Origin of the sequence: Paenimyroides aestuarii (genome assembly GCF_024628805.1) — a bacterium.
In the GTDB taxonomy this organism is placed as follows: domain Bacteria; phylum Bacteroidota; class Bacteroidia; order Flavobacteriales; family Flavobacteriaceae; genus Flavobacterium; species Flavobacterium aestuarii_A.
In genome coordinates, this window is record NZ_CP102382.1 from 320,642 (window position 1) to 339,964 (window position 19,323).

Genomic DNA, 19,323 nt, shown 5'->3' on the forward strand with positions numbered 1-19,323 from the left:
TACTAAGGGTTTATTTCAAGATGATTTGTTATATAATTATTAGTAGCTCCCTCAAATTCAATGATTTTGTCAATCAGTAAATCTAAATTATCTTTAGTTTCATTGGAATTAACATAATATTTCATATCATAGAGATATTCTATAACTTCTTCTGCCTCAGTTGATGTATAAAGTACATTTGAGGAAAACGGATTTTGTGTTAAATCAACAATTTTAGGCATAATTGATGACAATAAATCAACTGTGCGAACTGCAAACGTATAATCTAAATTAGTATAATTAAAATCTTCTGAAATTTGATAATATATTCCAACATATAAATCACCTCCTGGGTGTTGATAAAGATAGTCATCTCTAAAACTATATGAAGCAGGTGATAAAACTACGGAAGAAACTGGACGTGTAGAATCTTTACCATCATGCTCTTCATCTACTTTATCTTTTAAACACATATCAGAGCACTCTGCTAAATACTCATACTGTGGATCCATACCTTCATAACAGAATCCTTCATGAGATGGACATGGGCTTGCGCAAACTTCAGTCGAACTTTTTCCGAAAAGTCCTTTTTGCTCTAACCTCTTGTTAATTTCATTTTGGAAACTTGATTTAATCAACTTACCTTTAAACTGCCTTTTAGGATTTTTAATATATACTATATTTTTTGAAGTTTCAAAATATAGATTATTAACATTGCTTATATCATTAAAAGACAAATAATAGGTATCTAAAACATCTTTATTAATTTTAACAAAACCTTGTTCCGATTCTCTTTTAAAAACATTTATACTATACTTTAATATATTATTTTTATCAGTATTTTTCTCTAAAGTTACATAACCAATTATATTTTCTATCTTAAGCATATTTTCACTAACATTATTACTAAATATGAATATGCTTGTAATTTTAGTTTTATCAGTTGTTAATGAATAATAAAAATCATCTATCTGCTCATTTTTTATTGACCAAAATTTATATGGACTTTCAGCATAGTCATACAAAGAAGCTTTGAATTGTTGATTACCAATTTTTAATTTCTCTGTTGTACTTTTGGGGTCACAATTACAATCTAATATTTCATCATTTTTAGAACATGCAGTTAAAAAAAATGAACATACAATACAATACAATACTAAAAAATGTTTTCATGATAATTTAATATAAAAATTAATATCAAATATAAAAAAAAATTATATTTTTATAAAAAATTTAATTAAAAAATGATGGATCAAATTCAGCAGATTGTAAATCAGCTTACACAGAAAGAAGTATCGGGCAGCAACAACATTTCTGACAATTTAGCAGGAGATGTGGCAAAAGAAACAGGCAGTTCATTAATGGAAGGATTGCAAAATGCCGTTTCGGGCGGTAATATGGGCGAATTAATGAATATGTTTGGCAACAGCGACACAAATTCGTTAACAAGCAACCCAATTGTAAAAAGCATTATCGATTCGTTAACATCGAAATTAGGTGCAAACGTTGGTTTAGATGCAGGCACATCGGGTAGTTTTGCAAGCAGCATTATACCTCAAATTTTAAGCATGATTATGGGTAAAGCCAAAAGCGGTGATTTCAATATCAGCGATATTTTAGGTTCGTTGACTAATGGTAACGCTACAGCAATGCTAGATCAAAACGGCGACGGTAAATTAGGAATCGACGATGCTATTAGTGCAGTTAAAAACGGCAACCTTGGCGATATTTTAGGCGGATTTTTTAAGAAGTAATATTCTTTTGATAGAAGATGAAAGACTTCCTTTTTTTATCTAAAATTATTAATGAAAGCTCAACGTAATATTGGGCTTTTAGTTTAATTTACTATTAACTCTGCCAAAGTTTTAAACTTTGGCAGAGTTGTTTAAAACTATTACGGTAAACTATATTTAAAGGGTTTCAGATATACATTTCAAAATTTTCCTACCCCGACATTTTCTGCCCGTCGCCTTTTTTAAGTTTGGTAAACGTTAAGCTAGACAATGCAGTTAAAACTGCTAGGGTTATTAAGGTTAAATGAAATGCAGTGACTAAATCGCCATGGTAAAAATTCATTTTATCTTTATAGAAAGCTAAAACCAATGCTGCAATAGATATTCCAAAACTTATTGATAATTGCTGCATAATTGCCAGCAAACTGTTACCTCCGCTCGCATGATCATCGTTTAAATCGGCTAGCGAAATGGTGTTCATCGCGGTCATTTGTATCGATGTAAAGGCTCCGTAAGCAATCATCAGTAAAATATAATATAGTAGCGGTGTATCTTTTTGCATAAAACTAAAAACAAAGATAATTCCCGCCAAAAACAATGTGTTGCTTATTAAAATGTTTCGGTAGCCAAAATGTTTCACCAAACGCACAATCCATGGTTTTACGGCAATAGTTGTTAATGCCGATGGCAACAGCATCATTCCTGCTCTTGAGGCGGAAAAGCCAAAGCCAACCTGCATCATTAAGGGTAACAAAAAAGGTAATCCGCTGATTCCGAAACGGGTTATTAAACTGCCCAACAAGCCAATTCGCAACGTTCGAATTTTAAAAAGATTCAAATCGATAATGGGTTTAGGTGTTTTTTTGAAATGTTTGTAATAAAGCACAAACAATAAAGCTGCAGCTGCGACCAATCCTAAAACCAATGAATAGTGGTTGATGCCCACACTGCTTACTTCCAATGCAAAGGTTACCAATACCAATGCGGTGCTGAAATAAATCAACCCTAAAACATCAAACTTGCCCACTGTGTTTTTAAAATTCGGCATGATTTTAAAGGCTAAAAACATACCCAAAGCCCCCACAGGTAAATTCACCAAAAAAATCCAATGCCATGAGAAGTTATCCGATAAAAAGCCACCTAAACTCGGACCTACAACCAAACCCAACAATCCGGGAATGGTGATGTAGTTCATAACTTTCAACAATTGATTTCGGGGATATTGATACAAAATCGCTAAACGGGCAATGGGTACCATCATAGATCCGCCAATTGCTTGAAGAATACGCGAAAGATTCAGCGTAAGTAAATCGACCGAAATGGCGCAAAAGAAAGATCCTAACGTAAACAAAAACACAGCAAACAGAAACATGCGTTTAGTTCCGAATTTATCCGAAAGCCAGCCCGAAAGCGGTATAAACAAAGCCAACGTGAGCGTATAACTCACAATTACCGATTGCATTTCTAAAGGCGAATAATTCATATCGGCAGCGATGCTTGGCAAAGAGGTGTTGAGTATGGTACCGTCTAACGACTGCATAAACATGGCTACGGCTGCAACCAAGGGCAAATATTTTTCGAAAGGCGATGGGTTTTCTTTGATCATGCTAACAGTCTTCGTTTTTTGGTAGTTTTTGGTTTTTACATATAAATAAATCAGAACGAAAAAGTTTTCGTTCTGATCTTAAAGCATCTCAAAGTTACTATATAATTATAACTTTTTACAAACTATTTCACACTTTCTACCAAGCGAATAAATTCGGCTTTGTATCCTTGTTTATCATTGTGAATTCCTTGTTTGGCAAGTTCTATAATGTGTTTACTTTCTTTATCGGTTATCAGTTTGGAATCGCGCAATTTCAATCCGAACCACGCTACTGAGGAAGCAAATTTAAAATCGGAAGATGCATTTTTTAAATCGGTTGATTTATTTTCGATGGTCTGAATGGTTTCGATACTTTTATCTTCTTTGGGATTTTTGTACCGAAATTTCACCGTTGCCAATTCGTTTTGATAGGTTCCGGCAACCTTTTTTTCGGTATATTTCAACTCGGTTGGTTGTTGGTAAAATTCGCTTTTTACACCGGTTGGAATCACTTCATAAAGAGCCGTAACGGTATGCCCGCTGCCTAATTCGCCTGCATCAATGGCGTCGTTGGTAAAATCTTCGTTTCGCAATTTGCGCATTTCATAACCAATTAGTCGGTATGCCTGAACATGTGCTGGATTAAACTCTATTTGAATTTTCACGTCTTTTGCAATGGCATACATGCTGCCTTTAAATTCTTTTCCTAAAAATCGGTTGGCCTCTTGAATGTTATCGATATATGCATAATTTCCGTTGCCTTTTTTAGAAAGCGTGATCATTTTGCTGTCTTTATAATTGCCCATTCCAAAACCAAGACACGTTAAAAACACACCACTTTTCCGTTTTTCTTCGATTAATTCCTGCATTTCCTTGTCTGATGATTTGCCAATATTAAAATCGCCATCGGTTGCTAGAATAATACGGTTGTTTCCATCTTTTATAAAATGTTTCGCAGCCATTTCGTAAGCCAAATCTAAACCTGCAGCACCCGATGTTCCTCCGCCGGCACGCATGTTATCAATTGCATTGATGATTTTGCTTTTTTCTGAAGCCTTTGTTGGTTCTAACAAAACCCCTACTCCGCTTGCATAATACACAATTGAAACCCGGTCATCACTGCGCAATTCGTTCAACAAAACTTTCATTGATTCCTTTAAAAGCGGTAGTTTGTTTACATCATCCATCGAACCAGAAACATCTACCAAGAATACGAAATTAGATTTTAGTAATTGATTTGATGGAATTTCTTTTCCTTGTAAGCCAATTTTTAATAGTTTATGATTCGGATTCCAAGGCGAATCGCTGTATTCGGTGTTGATTGAAAACGGATGACTGTCTGTTGGTTTTGGATAATCATACTTAAAAAAGTTGATCATTTCTTCCACACGCACCGCGTCTTTCGGCACTTTTTGTCCGTTGTTAATGAATCTGCGAATGTTGGTGTACGCTGCATTGTCCACATCAATAGAGAAAGTGGATACCGGATTTGTGTGGCTGCTTTCAAACAGATTTTCTTGATAGGATTCATAGGATTCTGAATCAACTTCGATGGGATGAATGGTTTTTAAAGCTTCCTGTATCTGTAACGCTTCTTTTTTACGTTGTTTTCTGCTTTTTCTTTTTTTGGATTGATCGGTTTGCTGTGTATCAATTTTAATAACACCATTTGCCCCACGATTTCCGTAAATAGCAGTAGCTGAAGAATCTTTTAAAACTGAAATACTCTTTATATCATTCGGGTTCAACTTGCGAACTTTTCTCGCACTGACTGGTGTTCCATCTACGACATACAATGGCTCTGTATTGCCATTTATTGATCCCATACCACGAAGGACAACAGTTGAAGTCGCTCCCGGCTGCCCCGAACCTGTAGCAATATTTAATCCTGGAACCTGCCCTTGTAATGTTTGAATGAAAGATGCATTGGGGCGGCCCTCAATGGTTTTTGATGTTACGGTGCTAACGGCTGTGTTTGCTGTATTTTTAGATGTTGTACGGTAACTGTCAACTACAACTTCAGCCAAAGCAAAAGAATCGTCTTCAACCATAGTAACATTAAGTACATTACTATCTGAAACTGTCAAGGTAACCGGTTTATAACCCTCATAGTGAACTTGAAGTTTTTCTCCCTTATTTGCGTTAAAACTATATTCTCCTTCTATTCCTGTATTTGTTCCTAAATTAGTTCCTGCCAGCATAACAGTTGCTCCGGGAATAGGATCGCCGTCTTGAGTTTTAACAACTCCTTTAATTAATTTTGATCTTTCCTCATTTCTTGAATTATCTCGACCTACAACGCTAGCATCATTAAAATCTTGTTGAGTAGTTACTTGTTGCTCTTTAACTTTATGATCACTTTTAGCTTCAACTTCTCTATACTTAATATCGGTTACTACCGATTTAGATGCATTTGAAACAGCTTCTTTTTTAGGCAGAAACTCCTTTTTCTTCTGTTCGGAATTTGTTTCTTCTTTATTAGCAACCTCTTCAAAAGCGTAAATGTCTTTTTGTGATACTTTTTCTTCATCGAGAATTTCTTTGCCTTTTTCTTCATCAATCACCATGCGTTGCTCGTTTACGGCAGGCAAATCTTCTTTTTGAGGGTTGTTTTTAATAAATTGAATACCTACCGAAACAAAAACCAGCAAAGCCGCTGCAATTCCGGCATATTTCCAATAAGGAATTACTTTTTTAGTTTCTTTTTGATCTAATTTCTGTTCGATTTTATCCCAAACCTCATCCATATTCGGGAATGCTTGGGGTGCTTTTTCTTCCGACAGCTTGCGGAAGTACTTTTCTATATTTTTATCTTGATTTTCCATAGCTTTCAGGTGTTTGGTTGAAATACAATTCTATTAATTCTTTGAGTTTGGTACGAGCCACGTTGAGTTGCGATTTGGATGTTCCTTCTGAAACATTCAATTGTTCGGCAATTTCTTTGTGCGAGTAGCCTTCAATAGCAAACAAGCAAAAAATGTTTTTTGCACCTTGTGGCAAATAATCGAGCAGTTTCAATACATCTTGTTCGTTCAGCAAGGTGTCGTTTTCTTCGGGAGCGAAAGGCTGTACTGCCATATCATCCACATAAATTGGTCGATCGGTTTTTCTGCGAATGGTCAGTAAACACTGATTAATCACGATTTTTTTTGCCCAAGCCTCAAAAGCAGCATTTTCTTTTAGTTGGTCCATCTTTGTAAAAATGGTATAAAAGGCATCTGCCAAAGCTTCCTCTATTTCAATATCTTGCTTTAAATACCTTTTGCAAACGATATATAATCTGGGAGCCAACAGTTCGTACATCTTCCGTTGCGATGTGCGATCCATTTTTCTGCATTGGTTTATTAAATGTTCATCCATATAAATGTATCTTTCTTATAAAGAGTACCCAAACACCTGAAAGGTTGGGATAAGGTATTGTTTTTTTCTGAAAATTTTATTCTTTTTTTAGAAATGGATGTTTTGAATAATAAGGTTTTGAAATTTATTTAGATGATGCATGATAGGTTGTAAAATGAGTTCATAAAAAAAGCCTGCTTTTCAGCAGACTTCCTTTATGAATTGAATATTAATTTATACTTGAATCACACCTAGATTGAATTGTTTTTCAATGGGTGCATGGTTGGCGGCTTCAATACCCATAGAAATCCATTGGCGGGTTTCTAACGGATCAATAATGGCATCGGTCCACAAACGAGCAGCCGCGTAATAGGGTGATGTTTGGGCGTCGTATTTTGCTTTGATTTTATCGAACAATTCGGCTTCTTTTTCGGGAGTAAGTTCCTCGCCTTTTGCTTTTAATGATGAGGCTTCGATTTGCAACAAAACTTTTGCCGCTTGTGCACCGCCCATTACCGCTAATTCGGCACTTGGCCATGCCAAGAAAAAGCGTGGATCATAGGCTTTACCGCACATGGCATAGTTTCCTGCTCCGTACGAATTCCCCATAATCACTGTGAATTTTGGGACTACAGAATTGCTCACTGCGTTTACCATTTTGGCTCCGTCTTTAATGATGCCGCCATGCTCCGATTTAGATCCCACCATAAAACCAGTAACATCTTGCAAGAACACCAATGGAATTTTCTTTTGATTACAATTTGCAATAAAACGGGTAGCTTTATCGGCAGAATCGGAATAAATCACCCCTCCAAACTGCATTTCGCTTGGTTTGGTTTTCGCTCCGGTAGTTTTTACCACCTTGCGCTGATTGGCAACAATACCAACCGCCCAGCCATCGATGCGTGCGTAACCCGTAATGATTGTTTGCCCGTAACCTGCTTTGTATTCATCGAATTCAGAATCATCAACCAAACGTTTAATGATTTCCATGGTATCGTATTGTTCGCCTCGAGATTTAGGTAAAATACCATAAATTTCGTTTGGATCTAAGGCTGGTTTCTTTGAATCGACTCTGTTAAATCCTGCTTTATCGTAATCGCCCATTTTGCCTACAATGTTTCGGATGGTATCCAAACAATCTTTATCGTCTTTGGCTTTATAATCGGTAACACCCGAAATTTCGGTATGTGTGGTGGCTCCGCCCAAGGTTTCATTATCGATTGATTCACCAATGGCTGCTTTTACCAAATAAGATCCTGCTAAAAAGATCGATCCGGTTTTATCCACAATCAAAGCTTCATCGCTCATAATTGGCAAATAAGCACCACCAGCAACACAACTGCCCATTACGGCTGCGATTTGGGTGATTCCCATAGACGACATAATGGCATTGTTGCGAAAAATACGTCCGAAATTTTCTTTATCAGGAAAAATTTCATCTTGCATAGGCAGATAAACGCCAGCTGAATCAACTAAATAAATAATCGGCAAGCGGTTTTCAATGGCAATTTCTTGCGCACGTAAATTCTTTTTACCTGTAATTGGAAACCAAGCACCCGCTTTCACAGTAGCATCATTTGCCACCACAATCACTTGCTTGCCATTCACGTAGCCAATTTTCACTACGACACCACCCGAAGGACAACCGCCGTGCTCTTCATACATGCCATCTCCCACAAAAGCACCAATTTCAATGGATGCCGCATCTTTATCAAATAAATAATCAATGCGTTCGCGAGCTGTCATTTTGCCTTGCTCATGCAACTTAGCAATTCTTTTTTCACCTCCGCCTTTGTGTACTTTGGCTAATTTGTGTTTTAATTCTGATAACAGTAATTTATTGTGATCTTCGTTTTTATTGAAGTTTAGATCCATTTTTTATTTGTTTTATGAATTGTGCTAAAATACGAATATTCCCTCAATATATAAAAAAACGAATTTGGAAAAAAATGAAATAAAAAGAAAAACTTAATATTAAATTAACATTAGAGTACTACTTTCGCAGTGCGAAAAAATTAATAAACACACAAATGACTTTAAATTCAATTTTCCAATTTTTAGTTCCAAAGGATAAAAAGTTTTACCCTTTGTTTGAAGAAGCTGCTAATAAAATTAAATTATTATCAGAAACATTGCACGAAGCGGTAAACTTACCAGCTAACGACAGAGAAAAACTTTTAAAAGAAGTAGAGATTTTAAAATCTGAAATTGAACAAATTGTTCAAACCACCCGTATTGAATTAGAAAGAAACTTCATTACCCCTTTTGATAGAGAAGATATTAACAACTTAATGACTGCGGTTGACGAAATTGCCGATCATTTGAGCGATGCCGCTTCTCGTATGCGTTTGTATCAAATTGATAGAGTTACTAAACCGTTGCGTAAACTTACCGAAGCGAATTTAGAAGCTTGTAACGAAGTTGCGAAGTGTATTTACCATATTAAAGACATGAAAAACCTGAAAGCAATTACCGAAGGTTGTAAAGTAATTTTACGCTTGGAACGTAAAGCAGATAAGGTATTTGACAAGGCTGTTGCCGATATTTTTGAAAATGAAACCAACGTGGTTGATATAATTAAGTATAAAGAGGTGATGGATGCTTTGGAAACTGCAACAGACAGTTGTCGCCGAGTAGCCAACGTTTTAGAAACGATTACCGTTAAGTATTCCTAATTATTAAATCATTATGGAGCTATTTGACTTACTATCAAACCTTAATGTAAGTGGTGCCTGGCTTTTACTAGTAATTATTGTTTTAGCTTTAGGTTTCGATTATATTAATGGGTTTCACGATGCAGCAAACTCTATTGCTACCATTGTAACAACACGTGTATTAACTCCGTTTCAGGCGGTTTTATGGGCTGCTGCGTTTAATTTTGCGGCATATTTTATATCGCTTTACATCATTGGCGAATTTAAGATTGGTAACACTATTGCCAAATCGGTCAACGAACAATTTATTACCCTCGAAGTGATTTTTGCGGGACTAATAGCGGCTATTCTCTGGAATTTGGCTACATGGAAGTTGGGAATTCCCTCTTCTTCTTCACACACACTGATTGGTGGTTTTATGGGTGCTGCCATTGCGCATGCAGGCGGAATCAATATAAATGGTGAAGATGTAATTGTGTATGCTAAAGTAGTTCCGATATTTTTATTCATTTTCGGAGCTCCGTTTTTAGGAATGATACTTGCTTACTTTATAACCGTTGCCATTATGTGGATTTGTCGAAAAGCACAACCACACCGCGCCGAAAAATGGTTCAAACGTTTGCAACTAGTGTCTTCTGCATTATTCAGCTTGGGGCACGGTGGAAATGATGCCCAAAAAGTAATGGGTATTATTGGTGCGGCTGTTATAAGTTTTCACATGGGACTGCCCGATGAATTAAACCCTTACGGAGCTATTGAAAATGCAGAACGCTTTAAATATTTTGTTTCACATTGGGGTTGGGTACCTTTAGCATCGTTCTTTTTTATTGGTTTAGGAACCATGAGTGGCGGTTGGAAAATTGTGAAAACAATGGGCTCAAAAATCACCAAAGTTACTCCATTAGAAGGAGTTGCTGCTGAAACTGCCGGTGCTGTTGCCTTATATATTACGGAGCATTTAGGTATTCCGGTTTCTACCACCCACACCATTACAGGTTCCATTATTGGAGTTGGTATCACAAAAAGGGTATCAGCTGTGCGTTGGGGTGTTACTATTTCATTGCTTTGGGCTTGGATTTTAACAATTCCGGTGTCAGCTTTGGTTGCGATGGGAATTTATCATTTGGTTCGTTTATTTATATAAAATCGATACAATTTCAATAGAAAAAGCTCCCTCCTATTATTTGTATAAGGGAGCTTTTTGATTTACTAAGGCAACGATATAGGGATAATAGCGTTACTTTTTAATTGCAACATTTTATTAAGACTTTTCACCTTTCTCTTGATCCTCAGGAAGTTCACCATATTTCTTTTTGTGATACGCTTCTTCCTGCATTACCTCGGTTCCCATAGAATCGATTTCTTTTTTACCATCCTGTTTGTCTTCCTGATTCTCTCTTTTTTCTTCAGGCAATAAATTACTTCCCTCTTTTATAGGTGAACCACCTGCACCTGAATTAGTTTGATTGGCTTCATGCACATCTTTACCCTTTATATCAGTTGGGCTGGTGTTTTCATTGTTATTACTACCAGGAATATTTGTTTTATCTTTTTTCATAGCTTTTAAATTTTATATTAATTACTTATTCAATACATACAATAAATAAGCCTAAGTACATTACGATTTGGTGAGGAATATCTTCTTATAATCAAAAACCGGCACGGTGTTACCGAAAATAAACAATCTGTAAGCAGGTTTAGCATTAAACTGATATATTACATATGCTTCCAATTAAAAGTTACTAAAGCATATATTATGCACTATTCAATGATGAATTCTTACGCAGTTTATAGAATCTTTACACAGAAAAGGGGGAAGAAATAATTTTGATATATTGGCTTTCATACACCTTGCTCATCCTTCATAAATTCCTTGAATGGCTATTTAAAAAATGGTGCATTTGCCCCATTTTATTGCCTTGTTGTTTTAAATAATATTGCATAGTAACAATTTAAAATAAACAGCAATGAAAACTAAATTACTACTTTCGATGGCAGTTTTAATGGGAATTTCTACCGTTAATGCCCAAACTTTAGGCGATTTTAAACCGGGAAAAGCCGGTCCTGTAAGTTTGGAAAAACCAAAATTTGATAATAAAAATGTGTATATCGCTGATTTTGCGGTGCATTATCAGGTGTATAGCGAGAAATCTGCAACAAAAAAGGGTGGTCAAGGAATATTTGGTGCCGTGATGGGTGCTGCAAAAGCTTCGCTTGCAGTAGGTTTGGATATTTCAGAAGAAACACTTCAGAACATTACCAATGACGCTTATACGCAGTTTGTTGCTGATTTAAAATCAAAGGGTCTCAATGTGATGAAGCCCGAGGAAGCAAAAAACACTGAATTTTACAGTGGCTATAAATACAGTACCAACTTAAATATGACGCCTTCTAAAGTGGATGGTGCTATTACTGTCCATCCGCAAAACGTAGGTTTCTTCTACAAAGAAAAAGGCTCGACTGAAAATACCACAAAACTTTCTAAAGAGCTGAATGATGCAGCTGTGGTTCGTGTAGATTTATACGTAGAATTTGTAAACACAAGAGCTTCAAGCAAAAGCGGTATCGGAGCCAATGTGGTAGCCAAAACCAATCTGGTATTGTCTGAAGATAATACAATTGCCCATTTCATAGTTGGTCGTAATAAAATCGGTGGTTCTCCTTTGGCAGAATATCAGGGTGTCCTGAAAAAAGATTTAGATATTGACGGCGTAATTAAGGAAGAAAAAATCTCCAACTATGTAGATTCTGACTATGATAATTGGGGATCAAAAACAGCTTTTGGAACATTGTATTCGGCAAAAAACAAAGCGGCTGCCAAAGCTGCGATAGTTCCTGTAGATGCTAAAAAATACGAAAAAGGAGTTGAAATGGCGATTGATGTGTTCCTAAAACATCATTTAGATGAATTTTATAATAAATATTATAAAAAATAAACCTATTTTCTTAAATTTAGGTTAAAAACTATTTATAATGTCATTGCCAACTGCTTTTTACGATCAGATAAAAAACTATAGAAAGTGGGATTTTATCATCTTTCTAAGCCTGACTTTATTGTCTGTGCTTAACGGTCAAACCACGGTTTTTTATCTGATTTATTTCTTTTGGTGGAATGCTTTGGTACAGTTGGCAGTAGATTTTTATTTCAGAAACCGAAACGAATATGCAATTTGCGAAAACAAAGAAAAATTTGAATTTAGCAGTTTGTTTTTGATGGGAATTTACTGGGTATTTATCGTGGTTTTTTTCGGATTTATCGCAGGATCAGACAATCACGAGATCATCTTTACCAATATGGAGGTTTTGTTTTTTCAGAATTGGTTTTTCAATGGCAATCTTATTTTTATTTTAATTGAAAGAATACTCATTCATAAAACAAAGCAACCGGTAAAAATTTATTTGAGTGCATTCAGTCCCAATGCTATTGTTTTGCACATTTCGATTATTGTTGGCGGTGTGGTGATGTTTTTTGTGGTGAGAAATTATCCCGAAATATTCACGCCCGAAAATCGCTGGGGTTCTGCATTGATAGTGCTTCCGTTTCTGCTGCTGAAAATAATAATACAGTATTTAACAAAATCAGACAATCAACTTCAAAAAAACTAAGACAATGAAAACTACGATCCTATTATTGCTGATTTTTTTTAATATAAATCTTTCAGCACAGACTATCGACTGGAAAAATGCCCCGCTCAATCCTGCCGCTGTTTTTTATACTACCAATCATTTCAACGTTAACGGACCGATTAAGGAGTTTAGTGCTAAAAGCAATGGTGGTGAGATTTTCTATTTGCATTTTAATGAATCAGGAAAATTGGTGGAAAAAATTACCTCGCAAGCTGCGGGAACAAGCAAAATACAATTCACTTATCAATATGATGCCAAAGGAAAACTGATAAGTGAAACCACTGCATTCCTTGACAGTAAAGGGGCAAAAACCTACGAAAGCACAACATCAATAACAGTAAATGATAAAGGGTTGGTAACCAAAAAAGGTTCAATGATTTGCAGTTATGACAATAATGACCGCCTGATTTCAGTCATAAATAAAGATAAAAGCGGTAAAGTAATTTACCAGCAGGAATTTGTTTACAATTCACTCGGTCAGGTTATCTCCGAAAAAATTACTGATCCTCACGCTGCTACAGGCGTAATGGAAACCGAAGAGTTTAAGTTTACATATACAAAAAATAACCGAGGAGGTTGGGATGTTGTGATGCACATTTATAAAGAAGGAAAACTGGCAACCAAAGGAAGTATTCCGCTGATTACCTCTTCATTTGTCCGACAAAAAAGAGAACAAATATCTAATAACCCGAAGAAGTTTTCTTTTGATGAAGCTGGTTTGGAGGCATTTGATCCGAATATTGTCAGCGTAATGGTCGATCAATATAATAATCTAAGAGGTCAATTTGTCATTCGGTTAAAACAAGATTTCTATCCGGTAAACATCACATATTACAACAATATTCTGAGTGTGGCTAAGCCAAAGAAACCAATGGAAAGTAATACTGTTCAAACTACTTCTACAATAAATACGACTGAATTAATTAGTCAGACTACGGAGACAAGATTGTACAACGGAAAGTACACGCAACAAACGGCGCTCACTGCAATTAATAAATATATCGACAACCTCAAAAAGCTGGGCACTTACAGTTTTGTGGGCGGAGCAACCAAAACCTACCAAATTGATGGAATATGGACACAAAAAATTTCTGAGCAAGATAAAGGCACTTTAAACATCAGGTATATTATTGGAGATAATCATTTAACTATTGAGCTAATTAGCGCTATACTGAATAAGAATGGCAAAGCCATTATGCTTTACCCACAATCTTCCGATGAAACAATAAGGAAATTATACAACAACCAAGTTGGGATGTTTGTAAATGGTCTTTTCAGTTATTTGGGTATTAACGATAATACCTCCACCACAACTAAAACTTCTACGGTAAATAACAATATTACAGTACAAAACAACACAAAATCTGCCAATTCAACGGTTAATAACGTTGATCCTTACAGCGGTTTATCAGCCGAAGCCGGAGCCTATATGGCAGCTTACCGAATGAACCTGAATGGTTTGAAAAGTTACTTGGAGAATCAACTGAAAAGTTGGGAACAAAAAGGTTATGCTGCTGATCAAATCATTCAGTCTTACACCGCGATATTTAAAGAGGTTTACACAAAAAGCCCAGATGCCGCTTTTGAATTACTAATGAAATTGCCACAGCGTGTAGCTTTAACAAAGTTATTACCCAACCTAACCGATGAACAAAGAGATTTCGTTCGTAAAAAATCGAAAGAACGGCTTCAAAAATACAGTGGCTCTTATAGAAGTAAAACAAATTAATTTGATTGTAAAATGAAACTTGTACTAAAATATAATTTGCTCGTGCTTTTCTGTGTCTTCGGTTTTACAGCCACAGCACAGGAAAGTATTACACCGGAGAATTTCGATTTACCGAAAAACACGGTGAAAGCAGTTATTCGTTATGCCGATTTTTCTATTCCGCAGCAACAGTTTTCTGTACGACCAAGTTATGCTGTTTATACTTTTAAAAATGATAAAATCGTCAGTTTACAATATGAAGACAGTACCTCAATGGTAAAAACAACAGTAAATTATCAATACGAAAACGACAATCTGAAAAGTAAAGAAACCCTCCAAAGTTCTAGTGCAGGATCGGAACACAAAATCAATACTTACCGTACCGAAAAGCAGGGCTACAAAACCACATTTTATAGAACTTATCCTACAGAAGGAACAGACAAAACGATTTTGTTCTACAACGAGGCGGGCGAACTGCGAGGCAAATCGTTTTACAATGTACACGGGAAACGCACCGAACAAATAGAATATAACGGAAAGGAAGGTTGCCGCCTTAAAAAATATTACGACGAAAAATTGATGTCTGATATCACCTACGTGAACGATAGCAACGGAAAATTAACGAAGAGCGAAACCCTTGTTTTGCCTGGAGAAGATGAGGAAGTAAAGGTGCTTACATTGTATTACTACAACCCAAATGGCGACTTGAAACAAGTGGTGGATTTTATAACCGAGGCGAAAAATTCTGGTAAAAAAATCTCAAGACAAAAACATTATTCTTATTTGTACGATGGCGATATATGGGTGGCTCAAATTGAATACAGCCTTGCCAACAATAAACAAAATAATTTAATCGCTACCATTAGAACCATTGAAACACCTGATAAAATATACAATGCGCCAAGCGATGGGCAGCTAAAAGTTTTCTTTCAGGAAACCTATCAAAAATATTTAAAATTATCAAGATGAAAATAATAAAAAATATTAGCGCAATTTTACTTTGTATGGTTGCCGGCTTTGCAACTGCCCAAGATTTCATTCCCTATTATCCAACCGAATGGGATTTTCGTAACCGAGTGGATTTGATTGATTTTTCACAAGTAAAAAGTCTGACTACGAAGGAAATTGCTATTGACAAAAACGAAGAATTTCCCATTTTGGAAACTTATTTAAGTTGGAACAGCACTTATCAATTAACCGATTATCAGTTTGTGAATTACAACAACAGCTATGCTGATTTTGATATCCAATTTCATTACATCGATGCGTATTCCAAAAAATTAAAATCGGTAAAAATCATCAATCCCAACACGCTGAAAACTATTGAAGAATGGCAATATACTTATGGTTCTTTTGATGTGGAAAAAATTAGAGTAACGCGTTATTTATTAAATGTTGCGCAACCCGATGTTTTTGAAGTAAAATACGAAGGGAATGATGACGATTATACCAAAGAAACCGTGTTCACACCTGAAAATTCGGAAGTTAAGAAAACAGAATTTTGGTACCAATCGGCTGCCGATGCTACTACACTTCGCATAAAAAAAACATATCTGGATGGTGTTTTAGATCAAACCGATCGTTTGCAATTAGATCAAACTAGAAATAAATTAGAAAAAACAGTGACCAACTTGGGAATTAGCAGCCTTACCAAGTATCATTATAAAACCCGAAAAGTGGATGTAGCGGGAGATGAATTCGACTACAAAGATTTGGAAAAAATTCAGGAAGACGGTAAAGATAAAGAACGTTTTGAATATACTTTTGATACAAAAGGCAACTGGATAGAACGAAAAAACTACAAAATGAAAAATGGCAAATGGGAATTTTCCACCATTACCAGAAGAACGATTGAATACAGAAACTAAAAATCTAAAATGATGAAATTTATTATTATTATATGTTTAATAATGATTGGTTTCGGCTTAAAAGCGCAGGAAGCCGAACACCTTTCACCTCCCAAGACCTATTGGCAATCGTATGGTTTTCAAAAGCAGCCCGATTTTGCCAAAATTGCTTATTACAAAAGCGATAGTTTGGGGTATGAACCGGTGATGGCGGAAGTAATTTCGTTTAATAAGGAAGGATTTATCATTCAAAAATATATGCGGATTTATGGTAAATATGCCAGCGAAACCGCTCATAATTATGTTTATACAAACGGTGTTTTGGACAGCATCAATACCGTTGCTTCGTCATCAAATTTTAATTCGAAGCAAAAACTGCATTACGGTGCAAATGGTGTTTTAGAAAAAGTTACAGCTTCAGGCGTTTACACTAATTTTACAGACACTTATCAGTACGGACCCAATGGAATGGTAAGGTCCATTCAACGAACCTACCAAAACGGAAGCAAAAAAGAAGCTTTCTTTGACCACCTAAAAAATACCGTTACGGAAAAAGAAACCAGCGCCAAAGGAACGGTGACGGAAACCATTTTTGTGTATGATGGCGATGATGTGTTGGCTTCTTTTCAAAAGGATGGTAAAAATAAAATTTGGATCAATGACAAGCAGCGTCGCATTGATTTTACAATAGAAATAAAAGAAAATGATCCGTTAAATTATGCCTTGAACCTGCGAAAAATGAAACAGGAAGATGCCAAGAAATTTCAGCAAACCATAGGTGATTTAAGCGAAAATCCGAGTGCAATGATTTTGTTCGACATTCCTGCTGAAAGTAAGAATGAAAACGGCGACTGGACAAAAAGATTACAAATTGACAAAGAATTTGGTGTTCAGCGAAGAATGGTTTTCAAGGAAATTAAATACAGCGATGGCAGCCAAAGCGGAAGTACAGAGTTTGATTTGATTTTTGATCAGAAAGTGAAGCACATTAAATAAAACTACACAAATCCTAAAAGTATGAAATACTCCAGACCTTATTATAAATTTAGATTTGCCAAAGCAAACGTTTATAAACTAGCAATCACATTTTTCCTTATATTATTTACGAGCATTTCCTCCTTTGGTCAGACTAAGGAGATTCGGTACTATGATGGAAAATATACCCAGGAAACCGCATTAAAGAAATTTTATGAATTTTTAAAGGTTTACAAAGATGATAAATTACAATACAATGGAAAGTTGGAAGGCAATACAATCAAGGCAAACTGGAAAAATACTTTGCTGGGAAGTGGTTATGTAGTTTCTAATGTGCAATACACCTTTTATTCTGATAGAATAGAGATTTATTTATTGTTGTCCACCTATTATAAAGATGAAACTAATGTTATAATGTTACGTCCAAAATCTGTTGATCAGCAAATTGTTAAACTTTATAAGTTTGAAGAAGATACACATATTCACGATGTTTTAGCATTTATGAATATTGATAAAAATATTACTAAAGAAACAACTTCTTCCCCCAAAACCACCACTCAAACTAAATCAACCACTTCAGAGCAAACTACCGAAACCAGATATTATAACGGACGATATGATTCCACCAATGGATTGAGCAGTAAAGAAGTCGTTTTACAAAAAATAAAAAGTTACATCGACATCAAAAGTAAAGCTGGAGCCTCTTTTTTAAAACTTGAAGAAAAACCCGATTTTCTTTCAGGAACTTGGACTGTTAAGTCGGCACAAGGAAATATTGTTTTAGGCTTGGATTATGTAATCGGTGACAAAAGTTTAACAATAAAACTCAAATATCTCACGGTTGGTTCACAGGCTATTTCAAAAAATCATCCAAAAGAAGAATTAAGAAATTTATACAATGTTGCAATAGAGAATTTTGTTTTAGAACTTTTCAAATATTTAGAGATAAAAGACAACACCTCACCCAAGCAAACTACCACTAAAACTGCGGTTTCAAATCCTTCGGGTCAAACCATAGAAACCCGTACTTACAATGGCAAATACACCAAAGAAACGGCATTGAAGAAAATTAATGAATATCTAAAAATCGTTCAGTCTGAAAATTTAAAATTTGTAGGCGGCGAATCTTCTCCATATCAAATTGATGGAATTTGGGAACAAAAGTTAGGTGGAAAAGACAAAATTACGGTAGGAATTCGGTACGTGATTGAGGACAAAAGTTTATCTATTATGATTATTAGTGCGGTGGTGGCAAAAGGCGGAGATTTCATTATGCTTTATCCGCAAAGCACTGACGAAGCCAACCGAAACGCATACAACAATCAGGTGAAATTGTTTGTTGATGTTCCTTTTAATTTTATGACGATCAACCAAAATATTGTTAACACACAAAATAATAGTGCTGCAACCAATGTCAACAGCATCAACACAAAAAAGACAGAGTCAAATAGTATTCCTGTCAATTCTTACAGCGATATGTCCACTGAAGCAAAATCATATTTGGAAGAATACCGAAAGAACCCCAATGATTTAAAAAACTATTTGAAAAACCGACAAAGCAATTGGGAACAAAAAGGCAATTCTCCCGAAGCTATTGTTCAGATTTGTGTGAATATGTTTAAGGAAATTTATGCTAAAGATAAAAATGCTTCTTTTGAATTAATGATGAAGTTGCCACGAAATATTGATGTAAAGAAAATCCTTCCAATGCTTACTGAGGATGAAAGAAAATTTATCCGGGAAAAATCGAAAGAACGACTTCAAAAATACAGCGGTTCGTACAGTACTAAAACCAATTAAAAAAGAATTCTTTAGCATTTTTAGGCTGGAAAAAACTTTGATTCCCCTTTAATTATTCAATTTTAAATTTTCA

The 19,323-nt window shown here is 35.5% G+C and carries 16 protein-coding genes; 10 read left to right on the plus strand and 6 right to left on the minus strand.

Features of this window, described 5'->3' with window-relative positions; genetic code table 11:
• Window positions 1-2: 2 nt before the first annotated feature.
• Window positions 3-1,133, minus strand: coding sequence for a hypothetical protein (locus NPX36_RS01485; RefSeq protein WP_257499671.1), 1,131 nt, complete (start codon window positions 1,131-1,133; stop codon window positions 3-5).
• 90 nt (window positions 1,134-1,223) lie between these two features.
• Here NPX36_RS01485 and NPX36_RS01490 point away from each other — a divergent pair, with 90 nt between their 5' ends.
• Window positions 1,224-1,733, plus strand: coding sequence for a hypothetical protein (locus NPX36_RS01490; protein ID WP_257499672.1), 510 nt, complete (start codon window positions 1,224-1,226; stop codon window positions 1,731-1,733).
• 190 nt (window positions 1,734-1,923) lie between these two features.
• Here NPX36_RS01490 and NPX36_RS01495 read toward each other — a convergent pair whose 3' ends face one another.
• The 4 genes from NPX36_RS01495 to NPX36_RS01510 all read right to left on the minus strand — a co-directional run bounded on the left by NPX36_RS01495 (window position 1,924) and on the right by NPX36_RS01510 (window position 8,514).
• Entirely contained in the window at window positions 1,924-3,318 is a 1,395-nt protein-coding gene (locus NPX36_RS01495) for a DHA2 family efflux MFS transporter permease subunit (protein ID WP_257499673.1), read from the minus strand.
• Between the two features lie 122 nt (window positions 3,319-3,440).
• Window positions 3,441-6,122, minus strand: a complete 2,682-nt coding sequence (locus NPX36_RS01500) for a YfbK domain-containing protein (RefSeq protein ID WP_257499674.1) — start codon at window positions 6,120-6,122, stop codon at window positions 3,441-3,443.
• Window positions 6,106-6,657, minus strand: a complete 552-nt coding sequence (locus NPX36_RS01505) for an RNA polymerase sigma factor (RefSeq protein WP_257499675.1) — start codon at window positions 6,655-6,657, stop codon at window positions 6,106-6,108. The genes NPX36_RS01500 and NPX36_RS01505 overlap by 17 nt, the downstream gene beginning before the upstream one ends.
• A gap of 213 nt (window positions 6,658-6,870) precedes the next feature.
• Window positions 6,871-8,514 carry an acyl-CoA carboxylase subunit beta gene (locus NPX36_RS01510; RefSeq protein WP_257499676.1) on the minus strand — a complete coding sequence of 548 codons (1,644 nt, stop codon included), beginning with the start codon at window positions 8,512-8,514 and terminating at the stop codon, window positions 6,871-6,873.
• 155 nt (window positions 8,515-8,669) lie between these two features.
• Here NPX36_RS01510 and NPX36_RS01515 point away from each other — a divergent pair, with 155 nt between their 5' ends.
• Window positions 8,670-9,314 (plus strand): DUF47 domain-containing protein, encoded by a 645-nt coding sequence (locus tag NPX36_RS01515; RefSeq protein WP_257499677.1) that lies wholly within the window; start codon window positions 8,670-8,672, stop codon window positions 9,312-9,314.
• Window positions 9,315-9,327: 13 nt separating this feature from the next.
• Entirely contained in the window at window positions 9,328-10,437 is a 1,110-nt protein-coding gene (locus tag NPX36_RS01520) for an inorganic phosphate transporter (protein WP_257499678.1), read from the plus strand.
• A gap of 117 nt (window positions 10,438-10,554) precedes the next feature.
• Here the strand turns inward: NPX36_RS01520 and NPX36_RS01525 are convergent, their stop codons facing one another.
• Entirely contained in the window at window positions 10,555-10,851 is a 297-nt protein-coding gene (locus NPX36_RS01525; protein WP_257499679.1) for a hypothetical protein, read from the minus strand.
• A 409-nt stretch (window positions 10,852-11,260) separates the two neighbouring features.
• Between NPX36_RS01525 and NPX36_RS01530 the strand changes: the two genes are divergently transcribed.
• From NPX36_RS01530 to NPX36_RS01560, 7 genes are read left to right on the plus strand one after another with little or no spacing between them, the layout of a single operon-like run.
• A complete protein-coding gene (locus NPX36_RS01530; RefSeq protein WP_257499680.1) occupies window positions 11,261-12,229 on the plus strand; it encodes a hypothetical protein in 969 nt (322 codons plus the stop codon).
• A gap of 37 nt (window positions 12,230-12,266) precedes the next feature.
• Window positions 12,267-12,899, plus strand: a complete 633-nt coding sequence (locus NPX36_RS01535; protein ID WP_257499681.1) for a hypothetical protein — start codon at window positions 12,267-12,269, stop codon at window positions 12,897-12,899.
• Between the two features lie 4 nt (window positions 12,900-12,903).
• Entirely contained in the window at window positions 12,904-14,649 is a 1,746-nt protein-coding gene (locus NPX36_RS01540) for a hypothetical protein (protein WP_257499682.1), read from the plus strand.
• 12 nt (window positions 14,650-14,661) lie between these two features.
• The gene (locus NPX36_RS01545) at window positions 14,662-15,597 is read left to right on the plus strand and encodes a hypothetical protein (protein ID WP_257499683.1); all 936 of its coding nucleotides are present in this window, start codon (window positions 14,662-14,664) and stop codon (window positions 15,595-15,597) included.
• A complete protein-coding gene (locus NPX36_RS01550; RefSeq protein WP_257499684.1) occupies window positions 15,594-16,496 on the plus strand; it encodes a hypothetical protein in 903 nt (300 codons plus the stop codon). Before NPX36_RS01545 ends, NPX36_RS01550 begins: the two co-directional genes overlap by 4 nt.
• A gap of 9 nt (window positions 16,497-16,505) precedes the next feature.
• Window positions 16,506-17,471, plus strand: coding sequence for a hypothetical protein (locus tag NPX36_RS01555; RefSeq protein ID WP_257499685.1), 966 nt, complete (start codon window positions 16,506-16,508; stop codon window positions 17,469-17,471).
• A gap of 21 nt (window positions 17,472-17,492) precedes the next feature.
• Window positions 17,493-19,250, plus strand: a complete 1,758-nt coding sequence (locus NPX36_RS01560) for a hypothetical protein (RefSeq protein ID WP_257499686.1) — start codon at window positions 17,493-17,495, stop codon at window positions 19,248-19,250.
• The last annotated feature ends 73 nt before the right edge of the window (window positions 19,251-19,323 follow it).